19 protein-coding genes are annotated in these 20,041 nt (G+C 60.5%); 8 read left to right on the forward strand and 11 right to left on the reverse strand.

Annotation, left to right across the window (positions count from 1 at the left end):
• Position 1: 1 nt before the first annotated feature.
• A complete protein-coding gene (locus ACP7AL_RS19275; protein ID WP_425993533.1) occupies positions 2-343 on the reverse strand; it encodes a hypothetical protein in 342 nt (113 codons plus the stop codon).
• Between the two features lie 8 nt (positions 344-351).
• Between ACP7AL_RS19275 and ACP7AL_RS19280 the strand changes: the two genes are divergently transcribed.
• The 4 genes from ACP7AL_RS19280 to fdhF all read left to right on the forward strand — a co-directional run bounded on the left by ACP7AL_RS19280 (position 352) and on the right by fdhF (position 5,661).
• Entirely contained in the window at positions 352-591 is a 240-nt protein-coding gene (locus tag ACP7AL_RS19280) for a sulfurtransferase TusA family protein (protein ID WP_024920986.1), read from the forward strand.
• Positions 588-965 (forward strand): gamma-butyrobetaine hydroxylase-like domain-containing protein, encoded by a 378-nt coding sequence (locus ACP7AL_RS19285; protein WP_425993534.1) that lies wholly within the window; start codon positions 588-590, stop codon positions 963-965. Before ACP7AL_RS19280 ends, ACP7AL_RS19285 begins: the two co-directional genes overlap by 4 nt.
• A 224-nt stretch (positions 966-1,189) precedes the next feature.
• Positions 1,190-2,899, forward strand: coding sequence for an NADH-ubiquinone oxidoreductase-F iron-sulfur binding region domain-containing protein (locus tag ACP7AL_RS19290; protein ID WP_425993535.1), 1,710 nt, complete (start codon positions 1,190-1,192; stop codon positions 2,897-2,899).
• Positions 2,896-5,661 carry a formate dehydrogenase subunit alpha gene (gene fdhF, locus ACP7AL_RS19295; protein ID WP_425993536.1) on the forward strand — a complete coding sequence of 922 codons (2,766 nt, stop codon included), beginning with the start codon at positions 2,896-2,898 and terminating at the stop codon, positions 5,659-5,661. Before ACP7AL_RS19290 ends, fdhF begins: the two co-directional genes overlap by 4 nt.
• A gap of 70 nt (positions 5,662-5,731) precedes the next feature.
• Here the strand turns inward: fdhF and ACP7AL_RS19300 are convergent, their stop codons facing one another.
• Together ACP7AL_RS19300 and ACP7AL_RS19305 are read right to left on the reverse strand one after the other, a co-directional pair.
• Positions 5,732-7,294 (reverse strand): acyl-CoA carboxylase subunit beta, encoded by a 1,563-nt coding sequence (locus tag ACP7AL_RS19300; protein ID WP_425993537.1) that lies wholly within the window; start codon positions 7,292-7,294, stop codon positions 5,732-5,734.
• 27 nt (positions 7,295-7,321) lie between these two features.
• Positions 7,322-7,540: an acetyl-CoA carboxylase biotin carboxyl carrier protein subunit gene (locus ACP7AL_RS19305; protein WP_006019909.1), complete on the reverse strand. Its 219-nt coding sequence runs from the start codon at positions 7,538-7,540 to the stop codon at positions 7,322-7,324.
• Positions 7,541-7,764: 224 nt separating this feature from the next.
• Between ACP7AL_RS19305 and dusA the strand changes: the two genes are divergently transcribed.
• Entirely contained in the window at positions 7,765-8,760 is a 996-nt protein-coding gene (gene dusA / locus ACP7AL_RS19310) for a tRNA dihydrouridine(20/20a) synthase DusA (RefSeq protein WP_425993538.1), read from the forward strand.
• A 7-nt stretch (positions 8,761-8,767) separates the two neighbouring features.
• Here dusA and ACP7AL_RS19315 read toward each other — a convergent pair whose 3' ends face one another.
• The 4 genes from ACP7AL_RS19315 to ACP7AL_RS19330 form a co-directional block, all read right to left on the reverse strand.
• Positions 8,768-9,283: a TIGR02281 family clan AA aspartic protease gene (locus ACP7AL_RS19315; RefSeq protein ID WP_006020005.1), complete on the reverse strand. Its 516-nt coding sequence runs from the start codon at positions 9,281-9,283 to the stop codon at positions 8,768-8,770.
• Between the two features lie 16 nt (positions 9,284-9,299).
• Complete coding sequence (locus ACP7AL_RS19320) at positions 9,300-9,512, reverse strand: DUF1289 domain-containing protein (protein WP_425993539.1); 213 nt, start codon at positions 9,510-9,512, stop codon at positions 9,300-9,302.
• A gap of 42 nt (positions 9,513-9,554) precedes the next feature.
• The gene (locus ACP7AL_RS19325; protein WP_425993540.1) at positions 9,555-11,150 is read right to left on the reverse strand and encodes a sensor histidine kinase; all 1,596 of its coding nucleotides are present in this window, start codon (positions 11,148-11,150) and stop codon (positions 9,555-9,557) included.
• 235 nt (positions 11,151-11,385) lie between these two features.
• Complete coding sequence (locus ACP7AL_RS19330; protein ID WP_425993541.1) at positions 11,386-12,303, reverse strand: NAD(P)-dependent oxidoreductase; 918 nt, start codon at positions 12,301-12,303, stop codon at positions 11,386-11,388.
• A gap of 119 nt (positions 12,304-12,422) precedes the next feature.
• On the opposite strand from ACP7AL_RS19330, the gene ACP7AL_RS19335 reads away from it, so the two are divergent.
• From ACP7AL_RS19335 to ACP7AL_RS19345, 3 genes are all read left to right on the forward strand, one after another.
• Positions 12,423-13,556, forward strand: a complete 1,134-nt coding sequence (locus ACP7AL_RS19335) for an Mrp/NBP35 family ATP-binding protein (protein WP_425993542.1) — start codon at positions 12,423-12,425, stop codon at positions 13,554-13,556.
• Between the two features lie 160 nt (positions 13,557-13,716).
• The gene (locus ACP7AL_RS19340; RefSeq protein ID WP_425993543.1) at positions 13,717-14,805 is read left to right on the forward strand and encodes a TRAP transporter substrate-binding protein; all 1,089 of its coding nucleotides are present in this window, start codon (positions 13,717-13,719) and stop codon (positions 14,803-14,805) included.
• A gap of 174 nt (positions 14,806-14,979) precedes the next feature.
• Positions 14,980-16,068, forward strand: coding sequence for a TRAP transporter substrate-binding protein (locus ACP7AL_RS19345; protein ID WP_425993544.1), 1,089 nt, complete (start codon positions 14,980-14,982; stop codon positions 16,066-16,068).
• A 78-nt stretch (positions 16,069-16,146) separates the two neighbouring features.
• Here the strand turns inward: ACP7AL_RS19345 and ACP7AL_RS19350 are convergent, their stop codons facing one another.
• The 4 genes from ACP7AL_RS19350 to ACP7AL_RS19365 form a co-directional block, all read right to left on the reverse strand.
• Positions 16,147-17,553 (reverse strand): TRAP transporter large permease, encoded by a 1,407-nt coding sequence (locus tag ACP7AL_RS19350; protein WP_425993545.1) that lies wholly within the window; start codon positions 17,551-17,553, stop codon positions 16,147-16,149.
• Positions 17,554-17,582: 29 nt separating this feature from the next.
• Positions 17,583-18,113 carry a TRAP transporter small permease subunit gene (locus tag ACP7AL_RS19355; protein WP_425993607.1) on the reverse strand — a complete coding sequence of 177 codons (531 nt, stop codon included), beginning with the start codon at positions 18,111-18,113 and terminating at the stop codon, positions 17,583-17,585.
• 237 nt (positions 18,114-18,350) lie between these two features.
• Complete coding sequence (moaA, locus tag ACP7AL_RS19360) at positions 18,351-19,382, reverse strand: GTP 3',8-cyclase MoaA (protein WP_425993546.1); 1,032 nt, start codon at positions 19,380-19,382, stop codon at positions 18,351-18,353.
• 128 nt (positions 19,383-19,510) lie between these two features.
• Positions 19,511-19,960 (reverse strand): PEGA domain-containing protein, encoded by a 450-nt coding sequence (locus tag ACP7AL_RS19365; protein WP_006020015.1) that lies wholly within the window; start codon positions 19,958-19,960, stop codon positions 19,511-19,513.
• Positions 19,961-20,041 lie beyond the last annotated feature (81 nt).

A 20,041-nucleotide genomic window follows, 5' to 3' on the forward strand; every position in this document is an offset into this window, starting at 1 on the left:
CTCAGCTCGGCCCGATCAGATTATGGCCGGGATCGCCGACGCGCGCTCCGCTCGTCGTGAACGCGACGTAGCCAGGCTCCTGAAACTTGTTGAGGAGCATCGACACCGCAGCGGCGGAGATCCCTGCGAAAACCAATGCGACGATAAAGATTTTCATGACGTTCCCCAGCAAATCAATTGTTCTGGCTGCATTTTGTGCCCGGGAACCGGGCAAAGCAAGCTGCCTGTTGTCGCGCTTTCGTCGCACGTCAGGATCAAGCAAAACTGCAATAAATCCGCCCAAAATGATGCGCTGCAAGAAATAGCGTTCGTGATCGTTGACGCTGGATTGAGTGTCCGCCATTGAGAAGCATGACCATGACCAAGCTCGATCTGACAGGGCTCAAATGCCCGCTGCCGGTGCTAAAGACGCGGAAGGCGCTAAGGGGCCTCACCGCAGGCGACCGGTTGGAGGTGCATTGTACTGATCCGCTCTCTGTCATCGACATTCCTAACCTGATCCGGGAAACCGGTGATCGCGTGGAGATCATCGAACGCGCCGAAAAGCGCATTGTATTCATGATTGAAAAGACGGATGGGGCGGTCGCTTGAGCGAGCCCACCCCGTGGCCGGTGGAAATCCGGCTTGCCAAGGACAAGCGCTCGCTGAGCATTGCGTTCGACGACGGAAAAACCTTCAGCCTGTCTGCCGAATTGCTTCGCGTGACCAGCCCGTCCGCGGAGGTACAGGGGCACTCTGAGGCTGAGCGGAAAACTGTCGGCGGCAAGCGCAACGTTGCCATTCTCTCCGTCGATCCCGTCGGAAACTATGCAGTGCGAATCGGTTTCGACGACATGCACAGCACCGGGATCTACTCGTGGGCCTTTCTGTATGATCTTGGGGCCAACGCCGATCTGCGCCTCCAGAGTTATCTCGACGATCTGGCCGCCAAAGGTCTGGATCGGGATAAGCCCGGTATCCGCTGAGACACGGGCCGGATGAGCCTGTTGGTGGCACCGGTCTCGCTCGGCTCCCGACCACCGCTACCTGAACTCGATTTCATATTGCCAGAGATGCCGACGATCGGCGGCTATAGCCCGCGATACGATTCCTGAATGGAACTATCTGGTTCTTGAATAGAATAATTCTTGGCATACTGAATGCCAGAAGCTATCGTTCGGGCTCGAAACACCGGAAATGAGATATTCGAATGAGCCATAACGTCCTGAAAGTTCAGCCATTCGATCATCCTGGCGAGGGCAGGCGGCGAGCCAAGGCCACCCCGAAGGGCCGTCAGATCGACCCGACCGCGGCGCATGAAATCGAGCTTTTGCTGGGGGACCGGCCGAGGCGGCGCGATCTCCTGATCGAGCACCTCCATCTCATTCAGGACAAGTACCATCAGATTTCCGCAGCGCATCTTGCCGCCCTCGCGGATGAGATGAAGCTGGCTTTCTCGGAGGTGTTCGAGACCGCGACCTTCTACGCGCACTTCGACGTGATCAAAGAAGGCCAGCCCGATGTTCCGCCGCTGACGATCCGGGTCTGCGATTCTCTTACTTGCGCGACGATGGGCGCGGAGACGCTGCTGGGCGAATTGAAGAAGGGTGCGGGTCCCGGCGTGCGCGTCGTGCGTGCGCCGTGCGTCGGCCGCTGCGACACTGCGCCGGCCGCCGAAGTGGGACATCACTTTGTCGATCACGCGAGCGTCGAAAGTGTGCTGGCTGCGGCGAAAGCCGGCGACACCCATGCGCATCTGCCGAAGTACGTCGATTACGATGCCTATGTCGCCAAGGGCGGCTACGCGCTTCTGAACAGGCTGCGCTCCGGCGCGATGACGAAAGAAGATTTGCTGAAGGCGCTCGATGACGCCTCCCTGCGCGGGCTTGGCGGAGCGGGCTTTCCGACCGGCCGCAAATGGCGCGCGGTGCTGGGAGAACCGGGTCCGCGGCTGATGGCGATCAACGGCGACGAAGGCGAGCCGGGGACGTTCAAGGATCGCTATTACCTCGAAACCGACCCGCATCGCTTTATTGAAGGCATGCTGATCGGTGCGTATGTCGTCGAGGCGCCTGATGTCTACATCTATCTGCGCGACGAGTATCCGGCCTCACGCGAAATCATCGAGCGCGAAATTGAAAAACTGCCGCCGGGTGGTCCCAAGCTGCATCTGCGCCGGGGAGCCGGCGCGTATATCTGCGGCGAAGAATCCGCGCTGCTCGAGAGCATCGAAGGCAAGCGCGGATTGCCACGCCACAAGCCGCCGTATCCCTTCCAGGTCGGTCTGTTCGGTTTGCCGACCCTGATCAACAACATCGAGACGCTGTGGTGGGTGCGTGACATCGTTGAGAAGGGCGCGGACTGGTGGAAGTCGCACGGCCGTAACGAACGTCAGGGTCTGCGCAGCTATTCCGTTTCGGGCCGGGTGAAAAATCCAGGCATGAAGCTTGCGCCTGCGGGCGTGACGGTGCGTGAACTGATCGATGAATTCTGTGGCGGTATGGCCGATGGCCATAACTTCCACGCCTATCTGCCGGGGGGAGCGTCGGGCGGCATTTTGCCGGCGTCGATGGATAACATTCCGCTCGATTTCGGAACGCTGGAAAAGTACGGCTGCTTCATCGGCTCGGCGGCTGTGGTCATCCTGTCGGACAAGGATCAGGTCAAGGACGCTGCGCTGAACCTGATGCGGTTCTTCGAGGACGAGAGTTGCGGCCAGTGCACGCCATGCCGCGTCGGCACGCAAAAGGCCGCGACGCTGATGGAACAGAAGGTGTGGAACCGTGACCTGCTCGATGAATTGAGTCAGGCGATGCGCGATGCATCGATTTGCGGCCTGGGGCAGGCGGCTTCGAATCCGCTGACCACCGTCATCAAATATTTTCCCGAGGAATTCGCGCCCAAGGAAGCCGCAGAATGACCAAGATTCAATTCGAGCTCGACGGGAAAATGGTCGAGGCCCAGCCGGGCGAGTCTATCTGGCAGGTGGCCAAGCGCGAAGGCACCGAGATTCCACATCTTTGCTATTCGCCGGAGCCGGATTACCGCGCCGACGGCAACTGCCGCGCCTGTATGGTGGAGATCGAGGGCGAGCGTGTGCTTGCTGCCTCCTGCAAGCGCATGCCCAACGTCGGCATGAAGGTAAAGTCCGCGAGCGCGCGCGCCGTCTCCGCCCGCAAGATGGTGATGGAGCTTCTGGTCGCCGACCAGCCGGCGCGCGAGACATCGCACGATCCCGATTCCAAGTTCTGGAACTGGGCCGACAAGGTCAACGTCACTGAAAGCCGCTTTCCGGCAAACGATCGTTGGTCGAGCGATACAAGCCATCCGGCGATGAGCGTCAATCTCGATGCGTGCATCCAGTGCGGACTTTGCGTGCGCGCCTGCCGCGAGGTTCAGGTCAACGACGTGATCGGCATGGCCTACCGCAACCATGACGCCAAGATCGTGTTCGACTTTGACGATCCGATGGGCGAATCCACCTGCGTCGCTTGTGGCGAATGCGTTCAGGCCTGTCCCACAGGCGCGCTGATGCCCTCGGCGTATCTCGACGCCAACCAGACACGGACGGTTTATCCGGACAAGAAAGTCGATTCCCTCTGTCCGTTCTGCGGCGTTGGCTGTCAGGTCACCTATGAGGTGAAGGACGAGAAGATTGTCTATGCCGAGGGCCGCGATGGTCCAGCCAACCACAACCGGCTTTGCGTCAAGGGTCGCTTCGGCTTCGACTACATTCATCATCCGCACCGCATTACCAAGCCGCTGGTGCGGCTGCCGAACGCCAAGAAGAGTTCGACCGATCAGGTCGATCCCGCCAATCCGTTTACGCATTTTCGCGAAGCGAGTTGGGAAGAGGCGCTCGATATCGCTGCACAGGGTCTGGTGAAGATCCGCGACGAGAAGGGCGTCAAGGCGCTTGCCGGCTTCGGGTCAGCCAAAGGCTCCAACGAGGAGGCCTATCTGTTCCAGAAACTGGTGCGCACCGGATTTGGATCGAACAACGTCGATCATTGCACGCGGCTGTGCCATGCCTCGTCGGTCGCAGCACTGATGGAGGGGCTTAACTCCGGTGCCGTGTCGGCCCCGTTCGCCGCAGCGGCGGATGCCGAAGTCATCATCGTGATCGGCGCTAATCCGACGGTCAATCATCCGGTTGCTGCGACCTTCATCAAGAACGCAGCGAAGAAGGGCGCCAAGCTGATCGTGATGGATCCGCGCCGGCAAACGCTGTCACGCCAAGCCACAATGCATTTGCAATTCAAGCCGGGCAGCGATGTCGCGATGCTCAATGCGATGCTGCACACGATCATCATCGAAGGTCTGACCGACGACCAGTACATCGCCGGCTACACCGAGGGATTCGACGACCTCAAGGAGAAGATCAAGGAATTCCCGCCGGAGAAGATGGAGCCGATCTGCGGCGTTCCCGCTGAAACGCTGCGCGAAGTCGCCCGCATGTACGCGACGGCGAAGTCGTCGCTCATTTTCTGGGGCATGGGCATCAGCCAGCACGTCCATGGTACCGATAATGCGCGTTGCCTGATTGCTCTGGCATTGATCACGGGGCAGGTCGGCCGTCCCGGTACGGGCCTTCACCCACTGCGCGGACAGAACAATGTGCAGGGTGCCTCGGACGCGGGTTTGATTCCAATGTTCCTGCCGGACTATCAGCCGGTCGGGCGTACCGATCTGCGTGATCCGTTCGAACATCTGTGGCGGCACGAGATCGATCCGGTGCGCGGGTTGACCGTGGTTGAAATCATGGATGCGATCCATGCCGGTGACATTACCGGCATGTATATCGAGGGTGAAAATCCCGCGATGTCGGATCCGGATTTGCAGCACGCGCGTCAGGCGCTGGCCATGCTCGACCACTTGGTCGTGCAAGACCTGTTCGTGACTGAGACCGCGTTTCATGCCGACGTGATCTTGCCGGCCTCGGCGTTTGCCGAGAAGGTCGGCTCGTTCACCAATACGGACCGCCGCGTGCAGATCGCGCGGCAGGTGGTCAAGCCGCCCGGCGATGCGCGTCAGGATTTGTGGATCATTCAGGAGATCGCAAAGCGGATGGGGCTGGACTGGAATTACAGCGGTCCTGCCGATGTATTCCACGAGATGACGCAGTTGATGCCGTCGCTGAAGAACATCACCTGGGAGCGCCTGGAACGCGAAGGAGCGGTGACCTATCCGGTCGACGATCCTTTCAAGCCGGGCAACGAGATCATCTTCACCACGGGTTTCCCGACCGAGAGTGGCCGCGGCAAGATCGTGCCGGCGCGTGTCACTGCGCCGGACGAGATACCGGACGACGAGTATCCGATGGTGCTTTCGACGGGCCGTGTGCTCGAACACTGGCACACCGGGTCTATGACGCGCCGATCCGGCGTGCTCGACAGCATCGAACCGGAAGCCGTCGCCTTCATGTCGCCAAAGGACATGCGGCGGCTGAACGTGTGGCCGGGAGATTTCATCAAGCTGGAAACGCGCCGCGGCGCCATTGAAGTCAAGGTTCGCTCGGACCGGGATGTGCCGGAGAACATGGTGTTCATGCCGTTCTGCTACGCCGAGGCAGCGGCGAATCTTCTGACCAATCCCGCGCTCGATCCGTTCGGTAAAATTCCGGAGTTCAAATTCTGCGCCGCGCGAGCGGAACGTGCAGAGGTGCGCACCGCCGCCGAGTGAAACTCCGACGGCACGCACGGGGAGCGACAGGTCTTCCCCGAGCGGGCGCCATCCCTGGCGCCGGCATTGGCTACGGTCTGAATGAGAACTGCGGAGGCCCGAGCTGATGTGCCAGGCCGGGCTGTACCAGTTCGATCCAGTCGCACAGCCGAGAGCGGGTCTCGCGCGGATGGATAAGGTCGTGAACCGAGAAAGCTTCGGCTTTGCGGAAGGGTGATTGCAACGCGGCGAACTGGTCTTCGAGTTCGAGCCGTTTCGCCGCAGGATCGGCCGCCGCCGCAATTTCGTGCCGGAACGCCAGAGCGACACCGCCTTCCACGGGCAACGCGCCGCTTTCGGCCGAAGGCCACGCCAGCACATGACAGCCCGATGGCATATGGGCGTAGTTGGCAAGGCCCATGCTTTTGCGCACCAGCACCGCCATCCAGGGAACGGTGGAGAGTGCGACCGAGATCAGCGCCGAAGCGCCGTGCCGGATGGTGGCGTCGCGCTCTGCATCGGGGCCGATCATGAAGCCAGGCTCATCGACAAAGGTGACGATCGGAAGGTGGAAGGTCTGGCACAGATCGACAAAGCGTCTCAGTTTCTGCGCGCCTGCCGCGGTGAGCGATCCGGCGTTGTGTTTTGGATCGCTTGCAAAGATGCCCACCGCATAGCCTGACAGGCGCGCGAACCCCGTAATCTGCCCCGGTCCGTATTTCTTTCCCATTTCAAAGAAAGAGCCGCGATCGACGATCGCTTCCACCACATGCCGCATGTTGTAGATGCGCTTGCGGTTGGCCGGGATGATATCGGCCAGTTCAGGAGCTTCGCGCGTGACCGGATCATCATTGGCTCCGCGTGGCGTTAACTCCCATACGTTCTGCGGCATATAGGACAGAAACCTTTTGATGGCATCGAAGGCTGCGTTTTCGTCTTCCACCACGTCATCGACGAGACCGCTCTTTTCGTGGACCTGCGCACCGCCGAGTTCTTCCTTGGTCAGCTTGACGCCGAGGGCGCGCTCAACCAGCGCCGGGCCGCCGGTCAGAATTTGCGACGTCGTTTTCGTCATCACGGTGTAATGCGACGCCGCAAGGCGTCCGGCTGGAAATCCGGCGACTGCCCCAACAGCAGCGCTGGCGACCGGCACTGTTCCCAGGCATCGCGCGATGGATTCGAAACGGCTGCGTTCGTAGACAGCGCCGGGGAGGGTTTGAACTTTCTTGCCCCCGCTGCCGGTGATGCTCGCACCCGAGCCTTCGTGAAAACGCACCAGCGGAATCCGGTACTGCAGCGCGAGGTCTTCGGTGTAGATGCTCTTGCGCAGGCCGGCGGCGTTGGGCGATCCCGCGCCCATGGTGAAATCCTCGCCAGCCACCACGCAGTGACGTCCGGCAATCTTGCCGATGCCAAGCACGAAATTGGCTGGCGTGAACGACAGCGTGCCGTCTTCCGCGCGTTCGCCCGATCCTGCTATCGGACCGACCTCTTTCAGGCTGTCCGTGTCGAGGACACGCTCGATCCGCTCGCGGATGGTGTGGCGGCCTTTGTCGTGCTGCTTCCGGACTGCGATCTCGCCGCCTTGCTGAAGCGCCAGCTTGCGCCGCTCGTCGATTTCGTCGGTTTTGTCCTGCCACGCTGTCGAACGCATTGTGTTTCTCCCGGACGCGGTTGTGGCTCAGATCTCAAGAACCATGAGCGATTGGCCTTCATCGACCATGTCGTCGATCTGGACGAGAATGGTTTTGATCTTGCCCCTTGCAGGCGAGGCAACCGGAATTTCCATCTTCATGGATTCGATCAGCATAAGATCGTCACCCGCGCTCACCTCGGTGCCGATCTCGGGAAAGGAGATGACCCGGCCCGCCAGTTCCGCGGTTATTGTCTTGTCGGCCATGTACTGACATCCGTCGCGTGTTTTGTTGCGGCCCCGAAAACCCCGTGGGCAATGGGTTTCAGGTTAGTTCCAGAAAGGAACCTGTCAAGCGGTCTGCCTGCGAAGCAGCCCTGCGCGGTGAAACGCATCGGATATTTACGCGTTTGTGGCTGGTATAGCTTGCAGCCGGTGCTATGAAATGACCGATCAAATCGGCATGGATAGCCGGTGACCGAGGCTGACGCGTGATTGACAGCAGTATCCGATTTTCCGTGGCGCCGATGATGGACTGGACGGACCGGCATTGCCGCGTGTTCCACCGTCTGCTGACGCGGCGTGCCCGGCTCTACACAGAGATGCTGACCACGGGCGCCATTATTCATGGCGCTCGCCGGCGCCTGCTGAGCTTCGACGCCAGCGAGCATCCTGTCGCGCTTCAGCTCGGTGGATCCAATCCGCGTGATCTCGCGGAAGCTGCGCGGATCGGCGAAGATTTCGGCTACGACGAGATCAACATGAATGTCGGTTGTCCTTCTGATCGCGTGAAGGGCGGAAATTTCGGCGCGTGCCTGATGGCAGAGCCGCAACTCGTTGCGGAATGCGTCGCCGCCATGAAGCAGGCTGTGAGAATTCCGGTCACGGTGAAGTGCCGCATCGGTATCGACGATCAGGATCCGGAAGTTGCATTGGACACGCTGAGCCGGGCGGTGATCGCGGCAGGCTCGGATGCGCTGGTCGTTCACGCACGAAAGGCTTGGCTGAACGGATTGTCGCCGAAAGAGAACCGCGACATCCCGCCGCTCCACTACGACCGGGTCTATCGCCTGAAGGCGGCGTTGCCCGCCGTGCCGGTCGTCATCAATGGCGGCATCACCTCGATCGCAGCCGCCAAGCAGCATCTCGATCATGTCGATGGTGCGATGCTTGGACGTGCGGCTTATCAGGAGCCATGGCGGTTGCTGAGTGTCGATCCGGAGCTATTCGGCGAAGCCGCGCCGCACGCGACCATGCATGACGCCATCGAAGCGCTGATGCCATACGTAGAGCGCGAGCTTGCCGCCGGGACACGGCTGCATTCGATCACGCGGCATCTGGTCGGCGCGTTTCATGGCGTACCGGGTGCCCGGGCGTTTCGCCGTTATCTTGCGGAAGTCTGCACGAAGCCGGGCGCGGGTACGGATTCGTTGCGTGAGGCGCTCACGATTGTCGAACCGCGTTCCGCAGCGCCGATCGCAGCGTAAGACAGATTTACGGATATCCGCGCAGCATCAGCTTGTCGGGGCGAACTTCCCAGCTTTCCAGCCGGTTGAGGAAGCTCATGCCGAGCAGGTTGGACTTCATCTGGCCGCGCGGCACCACCAGCGCCGGCACCGAGCGTTCCACCAGCTTGCCGACCGACAGACGATCAAGGGTCAGGCGCGCAGCTCGCACGCGCCCGCCGGCGGTTTCGACATCCACACTGTAGTCCAGCAGTTCCAGTGGCAGGCCGGCGGCCTTCGCGGTTTCATAGGTCAGGACAACGGATGTGGCGCCCGTATCGATCACCATCGGCGTGCTGAATCCATTGATCTTCGCGCGCAGCGAAAATTCACCGCTGTCGCTGCGCGCAATTTCAACCGCGCGTGCCGGTTTTGCATTCAGGGTCTGGTCCGTGGCGCGGATCAAGGCGCCCTTCATGCTGGCGAACGCAACAGGATGCGACATCGACAGCAGGAAGCCGACAGACGAGACCACCACGGCGAGGATTGTGAAGGCGCGTATCATGCGGCACCTGCCGCGCTCAGGGATTGGTCTGACGCTCGGGTCGCGGCGCTCGAATCTCCAGACCCGCATCGAGCATGCGCTGATGCAGCGTTGCCATGATGCCGAGCCGCTCGCCGTTGTCCATTTTGTGCCAGCGCGCGATCTCGGGCAGGGTTCGCCCGCAGCCGAGGCAGAGCTTGCTCTTCGGATCGATGAAGCAGACGGCGATGCAAGGCGTTTCTTGTTTCATGAACTGTACTGATGGACATTTTCATCGCTCGCGCAAGATGTTCTACAAACCGGTTCCCGCATTCATGATCGGCTTGTAACGCGGACGGCTCCGATCCCCGGCGAGTCCTTCTGGCGACCTGTCGGGCTGGAGGGGGGGGGACTCCTCACGCATCGGCGCCAGCGCCGTCATCACGCGCTCAGGCGGATAGGTGACGATCACTTCCGTACCTACCCGCAGGGTCGATTTGAGCGTGAACGTCCCGCCGTGCATGTCGATCAGGCTCTTGGCGATCGGCAGGCCGAGGCCGGCGCCCTGTTCGGCGGATTTGATCGAGTTCGAACCCTGGCCGAAGGATGCCAGCACGATCGGAATCTCGTCTTCGGCAATGCCCGAGCCGGTATCCTTGACGCTGAGGTATTGTCCGCCCGACGCTGTCCAGCCGACCTTGAGCCAGATTTCGCCACCCTGCGGCGTGAACTTGATCGAGTTCGACAACAGGTTAAGCACGACCTGACGCGTGGCGCGTTCGTCACCCCACAGCTTCGGCATGTCCTGTTCGAAAACTTCATGAATCGTGATGCCGCGGCTCGATGCGCGCAGTTTCAGCAGGTGGTGACAATCCGCGACAACATGCACCAGCGAGACAGGCTCTTCGTTGAGTTCGTAGCGCCCGGCCTCGATGCGCGACAGATCGAGAATTTCGTTGATGAGGTTCAGGAGGTGGACGCCGGAGTTGTGAATGTCGGCGGAGTAATCCTTGTAAACCTCGACGGCATGTGCGCCGAAAATCTCGCTCTTCATGACTTCGGAAAATCCGAGAATCGCGTTGAGCGGCGTGCGCAACTCGTGGCTCATCTGGGCGAGGAAGCGCGACTTCGAAACGTTGGCGGATTCGGCCCGGTAGCGGGCCTCATCGGAGATCGCCTTGGCCTGCTCGAGTTCGCCGATCAGCGCATCTTTCTCGGCGCGGGCTTCCAGCGTCGCAAGCGTGGTCGAATGCAGACGATGAGCGAGCAGGGCGAAATAGCCTTCCGCAGTCACCGCGAGCGCTGCGAGGATGTAATCATCGAAGGTCCCGCGAAGGATGAAATTCACCGCGATTGCCGCCGAAACCGGAACGGTTGCCGCAAAGGCAGCGATCGGCAGGCTTGCCGCCAGCATGCTGGAAACGGCAATGACCAGCAGCATCACGAACAGCATCAACGTGTTCGAGACGACATCGATGCCTGATGGATGGATCAGGACGAGGGTCCAGGCCAATCCGTAAAGCAGATCCAGTCCCACAAATCGCATGCGCCACTTGCGCGTGATCGCAGGCGATGAGGACGTAACGGCAAGAAACTTGGAGCAGAAGCGAATGACGATGCCGTGGATCGCAAGGATTCCGGCGGTCCAGACCACGGCGGCGACGGCCGGAATCCAGAAGCTCGCGAGGATGCCCGTCGAGACCACGAGGAGGATAACGACCAGCGACGCTGAAATGCGCGTCTGCGCGTATTGCCGCAACAACTCATGGTCGAAGGCCGGCCGTGTTCCGCTGGTCGACGTCAGGCGGTCACGGGCTTCGCGCACGCGCTGCGAAGCGGCCCGGCGGCTGCGCGCCGGTGTTTCCGCCGATGTCGCGGAGAGCTCTTTTTTGTCGGCGGTCTCACTCATTTTTACGCGACAAATTCCCGAACAATTGCCAATGCTGCGCCGGCTCATACGAGCGCGCACTGCTCCCCGCTATTTCTGGCGCTAAATCATTAAGAGGTGGCTTAAAGGTCAATTTAATCGGGTTAAGGAAGTATGAATTTCGGTGTCGCGGGATGGTCTGTTCGCACCCGTCAAATAGAAGAAAGGCGGCACGGGATACCGCGCCGCCTTGTGTGTCGTACCAGGCGGAGGATTGTTACCGCTGCAGCCGTGCCAGCAGGCTCGATGTATCCCAGCGCTTGCCGCCCATTTTCTCGACTTCAGCGTAGAAATTATCGACCAGCGCGGTGACCGGCAGGCTTGCACCGTTGCGGCGAGCTTCCGCGAGACAGATCGAAAGGTCCTTGCGCATCCATTCGACGGCGAAGCCGAAATCGAATTTGCCTTCGTTCATGGTCTTGTAGCGGTTTTCCATCTGCCAGGATTGTGCTGCTCCCTTCGAGATGGTGTCGATCACCGCCCCAACGTCGAGCCCGGCTTTCTTGGCGAAATGAATTCCCTCCGACAATCCCTCGACGAGACCCGCGATGCAGATCTGGTTGACCATCTTGGTAAGCTGACCGGAGCCGGCAGGGCCGAGCAATTTGCACATCCGGGCATACGAGGCGATGACAGGCTCTGCCTGCTTGTAGGCGGCTTCTGCGCCGCCGCACATGACCGTCAGCACGCCGTTTTCCGCGCCGGCCTGGCCACCGGAAACTGGCGCGTCGATGAACTGGAATCCGCGCTTGGTGGCCTCGGCATCAAGTTGCCGGGCGACCTCGGCTGATGCCGTGGTGTGATCGACAAAAACGGCACCGGGCTTCATGCCCGAAAATGCTCCGTCGGCGCCGATGGTCACGGCACGGAGGTCGTCGTCGTTGCCGACGCAGGCCATCACGAAATCCTGACCTTCGGCGGCCGCCTTCGGTGTCGCGGCGGCGCGGCCACCGAATTTCTCGGCCCATGCCTTCGACTTGGCAGCGGTGCGATTGTACACGGTCACCTCATGGCCGCCCTTGGCGGCGAGATGTCCCGCCATGGGGAATCCCATGACGCCGAGGCCGAGAAATGCGACTTTTGCCATATCTTGCTCTCTGAACTGCTGGTGTGTTTTGGCCGGAGTTCCCGGCATGTGGGATGCCGACAGCTATGCGAATGATGGACGGCCTTGCAAGGCCGTTGACGGCACAGGTGACGCGCGTATGAAGGCCACAAGCGGCGGCCCCCGGGGGTAATGCCGGGAGATATGTTGTGGCAGTCGATAAAACCCAGGTTCTTACAGCGCTTCGCGCCATAGCATCGCCGCGTGGCGTGCCGCTTGCCGATGCCAAGGTGCTTTCCGAAATTATGGCCTCGGACGGCAAGGTTTTCTTCTCGATCAATGTCGACGCCAAAGAGGCGCGGGCATGGGAAGACGTTCGCGCCAAGGCCGAGGCCGCGGTTCGGGCGATTCCCGGCGTCACGACAGTGATGGTCGCTTTAACCGCCGAGCGGAAACCCGGCCCTGCCGCAGCCCCGGCGCCGCACCAGCATTCGCACGGGGTAAAGCCCGTTGCTCAGCATCGGCCGCAAGGCGCGCCAGCGGATTCTCCGATGAGCAAGCAGGCCGCCATTCCCGGTATTGGCTCCGTTATCGCGGTGGCGTCCGGCAAGGGCGGTGTCGGTAAATCGACCACGGCGCTCAATCTTGCCCTCGCGCTGCGCGATCTCGGTCTGCGGGTGGGATTGCTCGATGCCGATATCTACGGCCCATCGGTACCGCGCCTGACGGGCGTTCGCGAAAAGCCAGCGCTGAACGACGCGAAGAAAATGATCCCCATTGTCCGCTTCGGGCTGCCGCTGATGTCGATCGGCTTCCTCGTCGAGGAAGAGACCGCGATGGTCTGGCGCGGTCCTATGGTCATGTCCGCGATCCGGCAGATGCTGTGGGACGTCGCCTGGGGTGAACTCGATGTGCTGGTGGTGGACATGCCGCCCGGAACGGGGGACGCGCAGTTGACGCTTGCCCAGCAGGTGCCGCTGCGGGGCGTTGTCATCGTTTCGACGCCGCAGGATCTCGCCCTGATCGATGCGCGCAGGGGGATCGCGATGTTCGATAAGGTGAACGTCCCGACGCTCGGCATTGTCGAGAACATGAGCTACTTCCAATGCCCTGAATGCGGTACGCGCTCCGATATTTTCGGGCATGGCGGCGCGCGGCAGGAGGCGGAGCGGCTCAAGGTTCCGTTCCTTGGTGAAATCCCTCTGCACATGACCATCCGGACGTCGTCTGATGCCGGCACACCAGTGGTGGACAGCGAGCCGGGCGGTGCCCATGCGGCGATCTATCGGGCCATCGGCACCGAGATCAAAAGGCAACTGGTGGGCGCGGCGGTCTCCACCTGACGCCCTGGAATGCCTCTTTTTACCTGATTTGAGGCCTTATTCGACTTTCGTTTAATCCGCTCCTGATGCGGCGTTCCCGCGTTTTCCGCAAATCGACTTCCGTGCTAGAGACCGTTCCAGAGGGATTTCAAAAAGAAACACCCCCAAAAGGAGATGCCTAATGAAGCGTCGTGATTTTTTGAAAGTAACTGCTGCCGGAGCCGCCGCCACTGCGGTCGCTTCGCCAGCCATCGCCCAGTCGTCCCCGGAAGTTAAGTGGCGTTTGACGTCCAGCTTCCCGAAGTCGCTCGACACTATCTACGGCGGCGCCGAGCAGCTCTCGAAGTACGTCGCCGAAATGACCGACAACAAGTTCCAGATTCAGGTATTCGCCGCCGGCGAAGTCGTTCCCGGCTTGCAGGCGCTTGATGCGACTTCGAATGGCACGGTCGAAATGTGCCACACGGTTTCCTACTACTATGTCGGCAAGGATCCGACGTTCGCGATCTTCGCGTCGGTGCCGTTCGGTCTCAACACGCGCATGCAGAATTCGTGGCTCGATCAGGGCGGCGGCAACGAGCTTGCAAACGAGTTCTACAAGAAGTTCGGCGTTATGGGTCTGCCTTGCGGCAACACCGGCACGCAGATGGGCGGCTGGTTCCGCAAGGAGATCAAGACCGTCGCCGATCTTCAGGGCCTGAAGATGCGCATCGGCGGCATTGCCGGTCAGGTGCTGGCGAAGGTCGGCGTCGTCCCGCAGCAGCTTGCTGGCGGCGACATCTATCCGTCGCTGGAAAAAGGCACCATCGACGCAGCCGAATGGGTCGGTCCGTATGACGACGAAAAGCTCGGCTTCAACAAGGTTGCGAAGTTCTACTACTATCCAGGCTTCTGGGAAGGCGGACCGACGGTTCACGCGTTCACCAACCTCGAGAAGTTCAACGCGCTGCCGAAGAACTATCAGGCGATTCTGACCAACGCGGCGGCACACGTAAACGGTTGGATGCCTGCACGGTACGACATGCAGAATCCGGGCGCACTGAAGCGTCTGGTGGCCAGCGGCACGCAACTGCGTCCGTTCACCAATGAGGTGCTCGACGCGTGCCTGAAGGCGACCAACGAGCTCTGGGCTGAAATCTCCGCCAAGAACGCCGACTTCAAGAAGGCGATCGATGCGATGCAGGCCTACCGTTCGGACCAGTATCTGTGGTGGCAGGTCGCCGAATACACCAACGACAGCTTCATGATCCGCTCGCGCACCCGCGGCTGATTTCGTTCACCGAAGCAGTCTGAACCAGCCCGGCCTCGAAAGAGGCCGGGCTTTAATTTTGCGGTGCAGTGGAAGAAATCAGCATGGATATTGGTACCGGGTTGCTCCATGCTCCGGTTCCAAGCCTCGAAAAGAAGGGCAGAAAACACACAAAATCACATTCAGGGAGTCATCATGAAACGTCGCGAGTTTATCAAGGTCGCGGGTATCGGCGCAGCCGGTGCGGCGATTGCATCACCCGCCATTGCCCAGTCGTCGCCTGAAATCAAATGGCGCCTGACGTCCAGTTTTCCGAAATCTCTCGACACCATTTACGGTGCGGCCGAGGTGTTTTCGAAGGCTGTTGCCGAAGCCACCGACAACAAGTTCCAGATTCAGGTCTTTGCCGCGGGCGAGGTCGTGCCGGGCCTGCAGGCGCTGGATGCCGCCTCGAACGGCACCGTGGAGATGGCCCACACGGCCGCTTACTACTATGTCGGCAAGGATCCCACCTTCGCGCTCGGCACCGCCGTTCCCTTCGGCCTCAACAGCCGCATGCAGACCTCGTGGCTACAGGTCGGCGGTGGCGGCGAACTGTTCAACGAATTCCTGAAAGGCCACAACGTCATCGGCTTCGCGGCTGGCAACACCGGCTGCCAGATGGGTGGCTGGTTTCGCAAGGAGCTGAAAGACCCGTCCGATATGAGCGGCTTGAAAATGCGGATCGGCGGCTTTGCCGGCCGTGTGCTTACCAAGCTCGGCGTGGTGCCGCAGCAGGTGGCGGGCGGCGACATTTATCCGTCGCTTGAGAAAGGAACCATCGACGCAGCCGAGTGGGTCGGGCCTTACGATGACGAGAAGCTCGGTTTCCAGAAGGTCGCGAAGTACTACTACTATCCCGGCTGGTGGGAAGGCGGACCGACGCTGCACAATCTCGTCAATCTCGCCAAATGGGAATCGCTGCCAGCGAGCTACAAGTCCATCATCAAGACGGCATCGACGCTTGCCAACGAAACGATGCAGGCACGCTACGATGCCTACAATCCTCCCGCGCTGAAGCGGCTGGTGGCCGGGGGGACGCAATTGCGTCCGTTCTCTGCATCGATCATGGATGCCTCGCTGAAGGCCGCCAATGAGGTCTATGCAGAAACGTCGGCGAACAATCCCAACTTCAAGAAGATCTATGAAGCGATGGCGGCTTACCGCAACGACCAGTACACGTGGTGGCAGGTTGCAGAATACGGCTTCAACAGTTTCCAGGTCAGGTCGCGCACACGGAGCTGAGTTGATCGCTCTAAGCTGAAAAACAAAGAGCCCGGCCTCATACGAGGCCGGGCTCTTTCGTTATTCGGTTGGCTTCGATTATTTCGATGGTCCGAGATCGAGTTGAGGCATTTCGATCTGAGGAATTTCGATCTTGATGTTGGTGGTGTCGATCTTGGTGGTGTCGATCCAGTAAGTCACCGCGCCCGGCCAGTAGATCACGATGATGACGAGGATGACCTGCATCAGCACCCAGGGCATTGCGCCCCAGTAGATGTCAGAGCTTTTGACTTCAGGCGGGGCAATGCCGCGCAGATAGAACAGCGCAAAGCCGAACGGTGGATGCATGAACGACGTCTGCATGTTGACGCACAGCAGGACGCCAAACCACACGAGATCAATGCCGAGCTTGGCGGCGACAGGTGCAAGCAGCGGAATGATGATGAAGGCGATCTCGAAGAAGTCGAGGAAGAACGCCAGGAAAAAAACGAAGATGTTGACGAAGATCAGGAAGCCGACGACCCCGCCGGGCAGGCCGGTCAGCAGGTGTTCGATCCAGCGTGCGCCGTCCATGCCCTGAAACACGAGGCTGAAACATGTCGAGCCGATGAGAATGAACACGACCATCGACGTCAGGCGCATCGTGGACGTCATGGCCTGTTCGACCAGCGGCCAGGTCAGGCGGCGATGCATCGCTGCCAGAACCATCGCGCCCACTGCACCCATGGCGCCGGCCTCGGTGGGGGTTGCGAGACCAAGGCCGATGGTGCCGAGAACAAGGAAGATCAGGACGATGGAGGGGATCATGCCCCACAGCACGCGGCGGACGAGCTTCCAGTCCATCGGCTCACGTGCGGACTCAGGGATGGGCGGCATCTTGTGCGGCTGGAGAAGGGATACGCCGACGATGTAGAGCAAGAAGATCGCGACCTGCAGGATCGAAGGGCCGATTGCACCGAGATACATGTCACCGACGGACCTGCCGAGCTGGTCGGCGAGGACGATCAGCACGAGCGACGGAGGAATCAACTGCGTGATCGTGCCGGACGCTGCAATGACGCCGGTCGCGAGCCGCATATCGTAACCGTAGCGGATCATGATGGGCAGCGAGATCACGCCCATGGCGATGACGGAGGCCGCAACGGTGCCGGTTATTGCGCCAAGAATGGCGCCGACGATGATTACGGCATAGGCGAGACCACCCGGGATCTTTCCGAACAACTGGCCGGTGCCCTCCAGCAAGTCTTCGGCGAGACCGCAGCGCTCAAGAATCGCGCCCATAAAGGTGAAGAACGGAATCGACAGCAACAGATCGTTTGAAATGATTCCATAGAAACGGAAGGGCAGGGCCTGCAGAAAAGACGGATCGAAGTGTCCTGTATTGATTCCGAGAATGCCGAAGAACAATCCAACCGCGGCCAGCGAGAATGCGACCGGAAACCCGATCAGCATGAACAGGATCATGGTCCCGAACATCAACGGGGGGAATATGCCGTGCGAAAACATCAATTAATCCCGTCTCGTGCGTTCGATTGCTATTGCAGAGGAGCTTCGTAGTGCGTGTCGATGCGGATCGCACCGGCGAGCGCCGCAATGCGCTTGGCAAGTTCGGCGAGACCTTGAAGGAAGAGCAATGCGAAACCAGTGGGAAGCAGAGCCTTGGCGGGCCACAGAATCAATCCACCCGCGTTCATCGACAGTTCCTTCGACTGGAAGGAATTGTAGAAGAACGGCCACGTCAGATAGGTCAGATACGCCATAACCGGCAGCAGAAAGATCGTAAATCCGAAGATATCGATCCACAGCCGCGTCTTGTCTGAGACGGACGAATACAGAAGATCGACGCGGACGTGCTCGTTAAGACGAAGGGTCTGCGCCGCCCCGAAAAGCACAATGCCGCCGAACATGTACCACTGGATTTCCAGCAGTCCATTCGAACTGTAGCTGATCAGGTAACGAACCACCGCATTGCCTGCGCTCACCAGGCAGGCGAGAAGCACTAGCCATTTCGCTATGTAGCCGGCGACATCACTGATGCCGTCAACAACGCGCGTGAATTTTACGATGTCCAATTCATCCCCCCGGATCAATCTACATGCATTTGCCTTTTCTTGCCTCGTATGCGCGAGGCGCGGCTCTACTCTGCCGAGGCATTATGACGCGGCGGCACCATTTCAGCGACTTACGCCGCCGTCAATTGGAAGTTTGGAGGTTTTGCGACGGAAAGATGGCTGACTCACAACTGAGCCAACCGGCAGGAAATTAATGTCAAGAAACTTGGGCACTCCAGCAATATTTGCAGCCTAGCCGCCGGTCACACTCATGTGCCTGCTGACGCTTGGCCGGTTGTGGCGGCGGTCGATAATGAAATCGTGGCCCTTCGGCTTGAGCCCGATCGCCCGGTCGATGGTGGCTGCGAGGAGGGCGTCGTCGCTGGATGCCCGCAGAGGCTTGCGCAAGTCGGAGGCGTCCTCGTGGCCGAGGCAGGTGTGGAGTGTCCCGGTGCAGGTGACCCGGACGCGGTTGCAGGATTCGCAGAAGTTATGGGTCATCGGCGTGATAAAGCCGAGCCTGCCGCCGGTCTCGGAGACGCGGACGTAGCGCGCCGGTCCGCCGGTGTCGTCCGGCAGGTCGGTCAGGGTATAGCGGGCGGCGAGGCGGGCACGGAGCAGTGACAGCGGCAGGTACTGGTCGATCCGGCCCTCGCCGATATCGCCCATCGGCATCACCTCGATCAGGGTGAGGTCCATGTCCTTGCCGTGCGCCCACTCCATCAGCGAGGGAATCTCGTCCTCGTTCAAGTTCTTGAGCGCCACGGCGTTGATCTTGACCTTGAGGCCCACGGAGCGCGCAGCCTCGATGCCGCGCAGCACCTTGTCGAGGTCGCCCCATCGCGTAATGGCCCGGAATTTCGCGGCGTCGAGGGTATCAAGCGAGACGTTGATACGACGTACCCCGTTGTCCTTGAGCTCGGCGGCAAATTTCTCGAGCAGCGAACCGTTGGTCGTCAGTGTCAATTCATTCAGTGCGCCGCTTTCGAGATGGCGCGAGAGGGAATGTACGAGCGACATCACATTGCGCCGAACCAGAGGTTCGCCACCGGTCAGGCGCAGCTTGCGGACGCCCTTGGCGATAAACGCCGAACACAGCCGGTCCAATTCCTCAAGCGTAAGCAGGTCGGATTTGGGCAGAAACGTCATGTCTTCGGACATGCAATAGAAGCAGCGCAGGTCGCAGCGGTCCGTCACCGAGACGCGCAAGTAGCTGATCGACCGCCCGAAGGGGTCGGTCATCGCAGATGTCGTGGACAGGGAACTTGTAAAAGGTTCGCTCATTCAGCGCCATGCATATTTGCTTTACCCGGCGGGCCGCGCCCGCCGTGGTATCCCAAGCACAATCTAGGCACGATGAAGCGCGCTTACAAACGAATCCAGCTTATGCAGACAGCACTAATGGAACGGTGTCAGCGGGCCGGCGGCGGCGGAAACGGCGACTCCTCTGCGGGCGCGGCTGCGGCCGGCGCAGAGCGTGGCTTTTTGGCTTTTGGAGCGGCCTTGGGTGCACCGCGCGCGCCTTTCTTGCCGGGAAGCGCCGGTTGCAGCTCCGCATAGACAGGATTCGGGTCGACCGTCACGCCAGGACCGCTGGGATCTCTGAGGAGCTGAACGGGCACGGTTTCAGGCTGGTACTTCGGCAGCGAGAATGTCACGGAAAAATTCTCGGCGGCCACCACCGAAAGCGAGCAGGGGGTTTTACAGGTCTCGCCGCTCGACGCACGCGCCTCGGCGCCCGCCGGCAGCGATTCAAGCTGAATCGTTGCGCTCGGCGGCGTAGATTTGAACATGTCAGGCATGGAGAACGATGAGCAGCCCGCCAGGCCAAGGCCCGCCGCGACGACAACAATGATACGCATGGTGCATCCGTCATGTGATGCGGTGATAGCCGCATAGTCCCCGCGCGGGACCTTAGAAGTGTCATTATGTCCGCGCAACCG

The sequence above is a fragment of the Afipia sp. DC4300-2b1 genome, from assembly GCF_049895725.1.
In the GTDB taxonomy this organism is placed as follows: domain Bacteria; phylum Pseudomonadota; class Alphaproteobacteria; order Rhizobiales; family Xanthobacteraceae; genus Afipia; species Afipia broomeae.

Bases quoted from the DNA above. Each gene is read 5' to 3' on its own strand.
- ACP7AL_RS19325 (WP_425993540.1), bottom strand. From the start codon at position 11,150: ATGAGTGAGACCGCCGACAAAAAAGAGCTCTCCGCGACATCGGCGGAA.
- moaA (WP_425993546.1), bottom strand. From the start codon at position 19,382: ATGAGCGAACCTTTTACAAGTTCCCTGTCCACGACATCTGCGATGACC.
- ACP7AL_RS19365 (WP_006020015.1), bottom strand. From the start codon at position 19,960: ATGCGTATCATTGTTGTCGTCGCGGCGGGCCTTGGCCTGGCGGGCTGC.
- ACP7AL_RS19290 (WP_425993535.1), top strand. From the start codon at position 1,190: ATGAGCCATAACGTCCTGAAAGTTCAGCCATTCGATCATCCTGGCGAG.
- ACP7AL_RS19280 (WP_024920986.1), top strand. From the start codon at position 352: ATGACCATGACCAAGCTCGATCTGACAGGGCTCAAATGCCCGCTGCCG.
- ACP7AL_RS19305 (WP_006019909.1), bottom strand. From the start codon at position 7,540: ATGGCCGACAAGACAATAACCGCGGAACTGGCGGGCCGGGTCATCTCC.
- ACP7AL_RS19300 (WP_425993537.1), bottom strand. From the start codon at position 7,294: ATGCGTTCGACAGCGTGGCAGGACAAAACCGACGAAATCGACGAGCGG.
- ACP7AL_RS19340 (WP_425993543.1), top strand. From the start codon at position 13,717: ATGAAGCGTCGTGATTTTTTGAAAGTAACTGCTGCCGGAGCCGCCGCC.
- fdhF (WP_425993536.1), top strand. From the start codon at position 2,896: ATGACCAAGATTCAATTCGAGCTCGACGGGAAAATGGTCGAGGCCCAG.
- ACP7AL_RS19320 (WP_425993539.1), bottom strand. From the start codon at position 9,512: ATGAAACAAGAAACGCCTTGCATCGCCGTCTGCTTCATCGATCCGAAG.
- ACP7AL_RS19330 (WP_425993541.1), bottom strand. From the start codon at position 12,303: ATGCCGGGAACTCCGGCCAAAACACACCAGCAGTTCAGAGAGCAAGAT.
- ACP7AL_RS19345 (WP_425993544.1), top strand. From the start codon at position 14,980: ATGAAACGTCGCGAGTTTATCAAGGTCGCGGGTATCGGCGCAGCCGGT.
- ACP7AL_RS19350 (WP_425993545.1), bottom strand. From the start codon at position 17,553: ATGTTTTCGCACGGCATATTCCCCCCGTTGATGTTCGGGACCATGATC.
- ACP7AL_RS19275 (WP_425993533.1), bottom strand. From the start codon at position 343: ATGGCGGACACTCAATCCAGCGTCAACGATCACGAACGCTATTTCTTG.
- ACP7AL_RS19315 (WP_006020005.1), bottom strand. From the start codon at position 9,283: ATGATACGCGCCTTCACAATCCTCGCCGTGGTGGTCTCGTCTGTCGGC.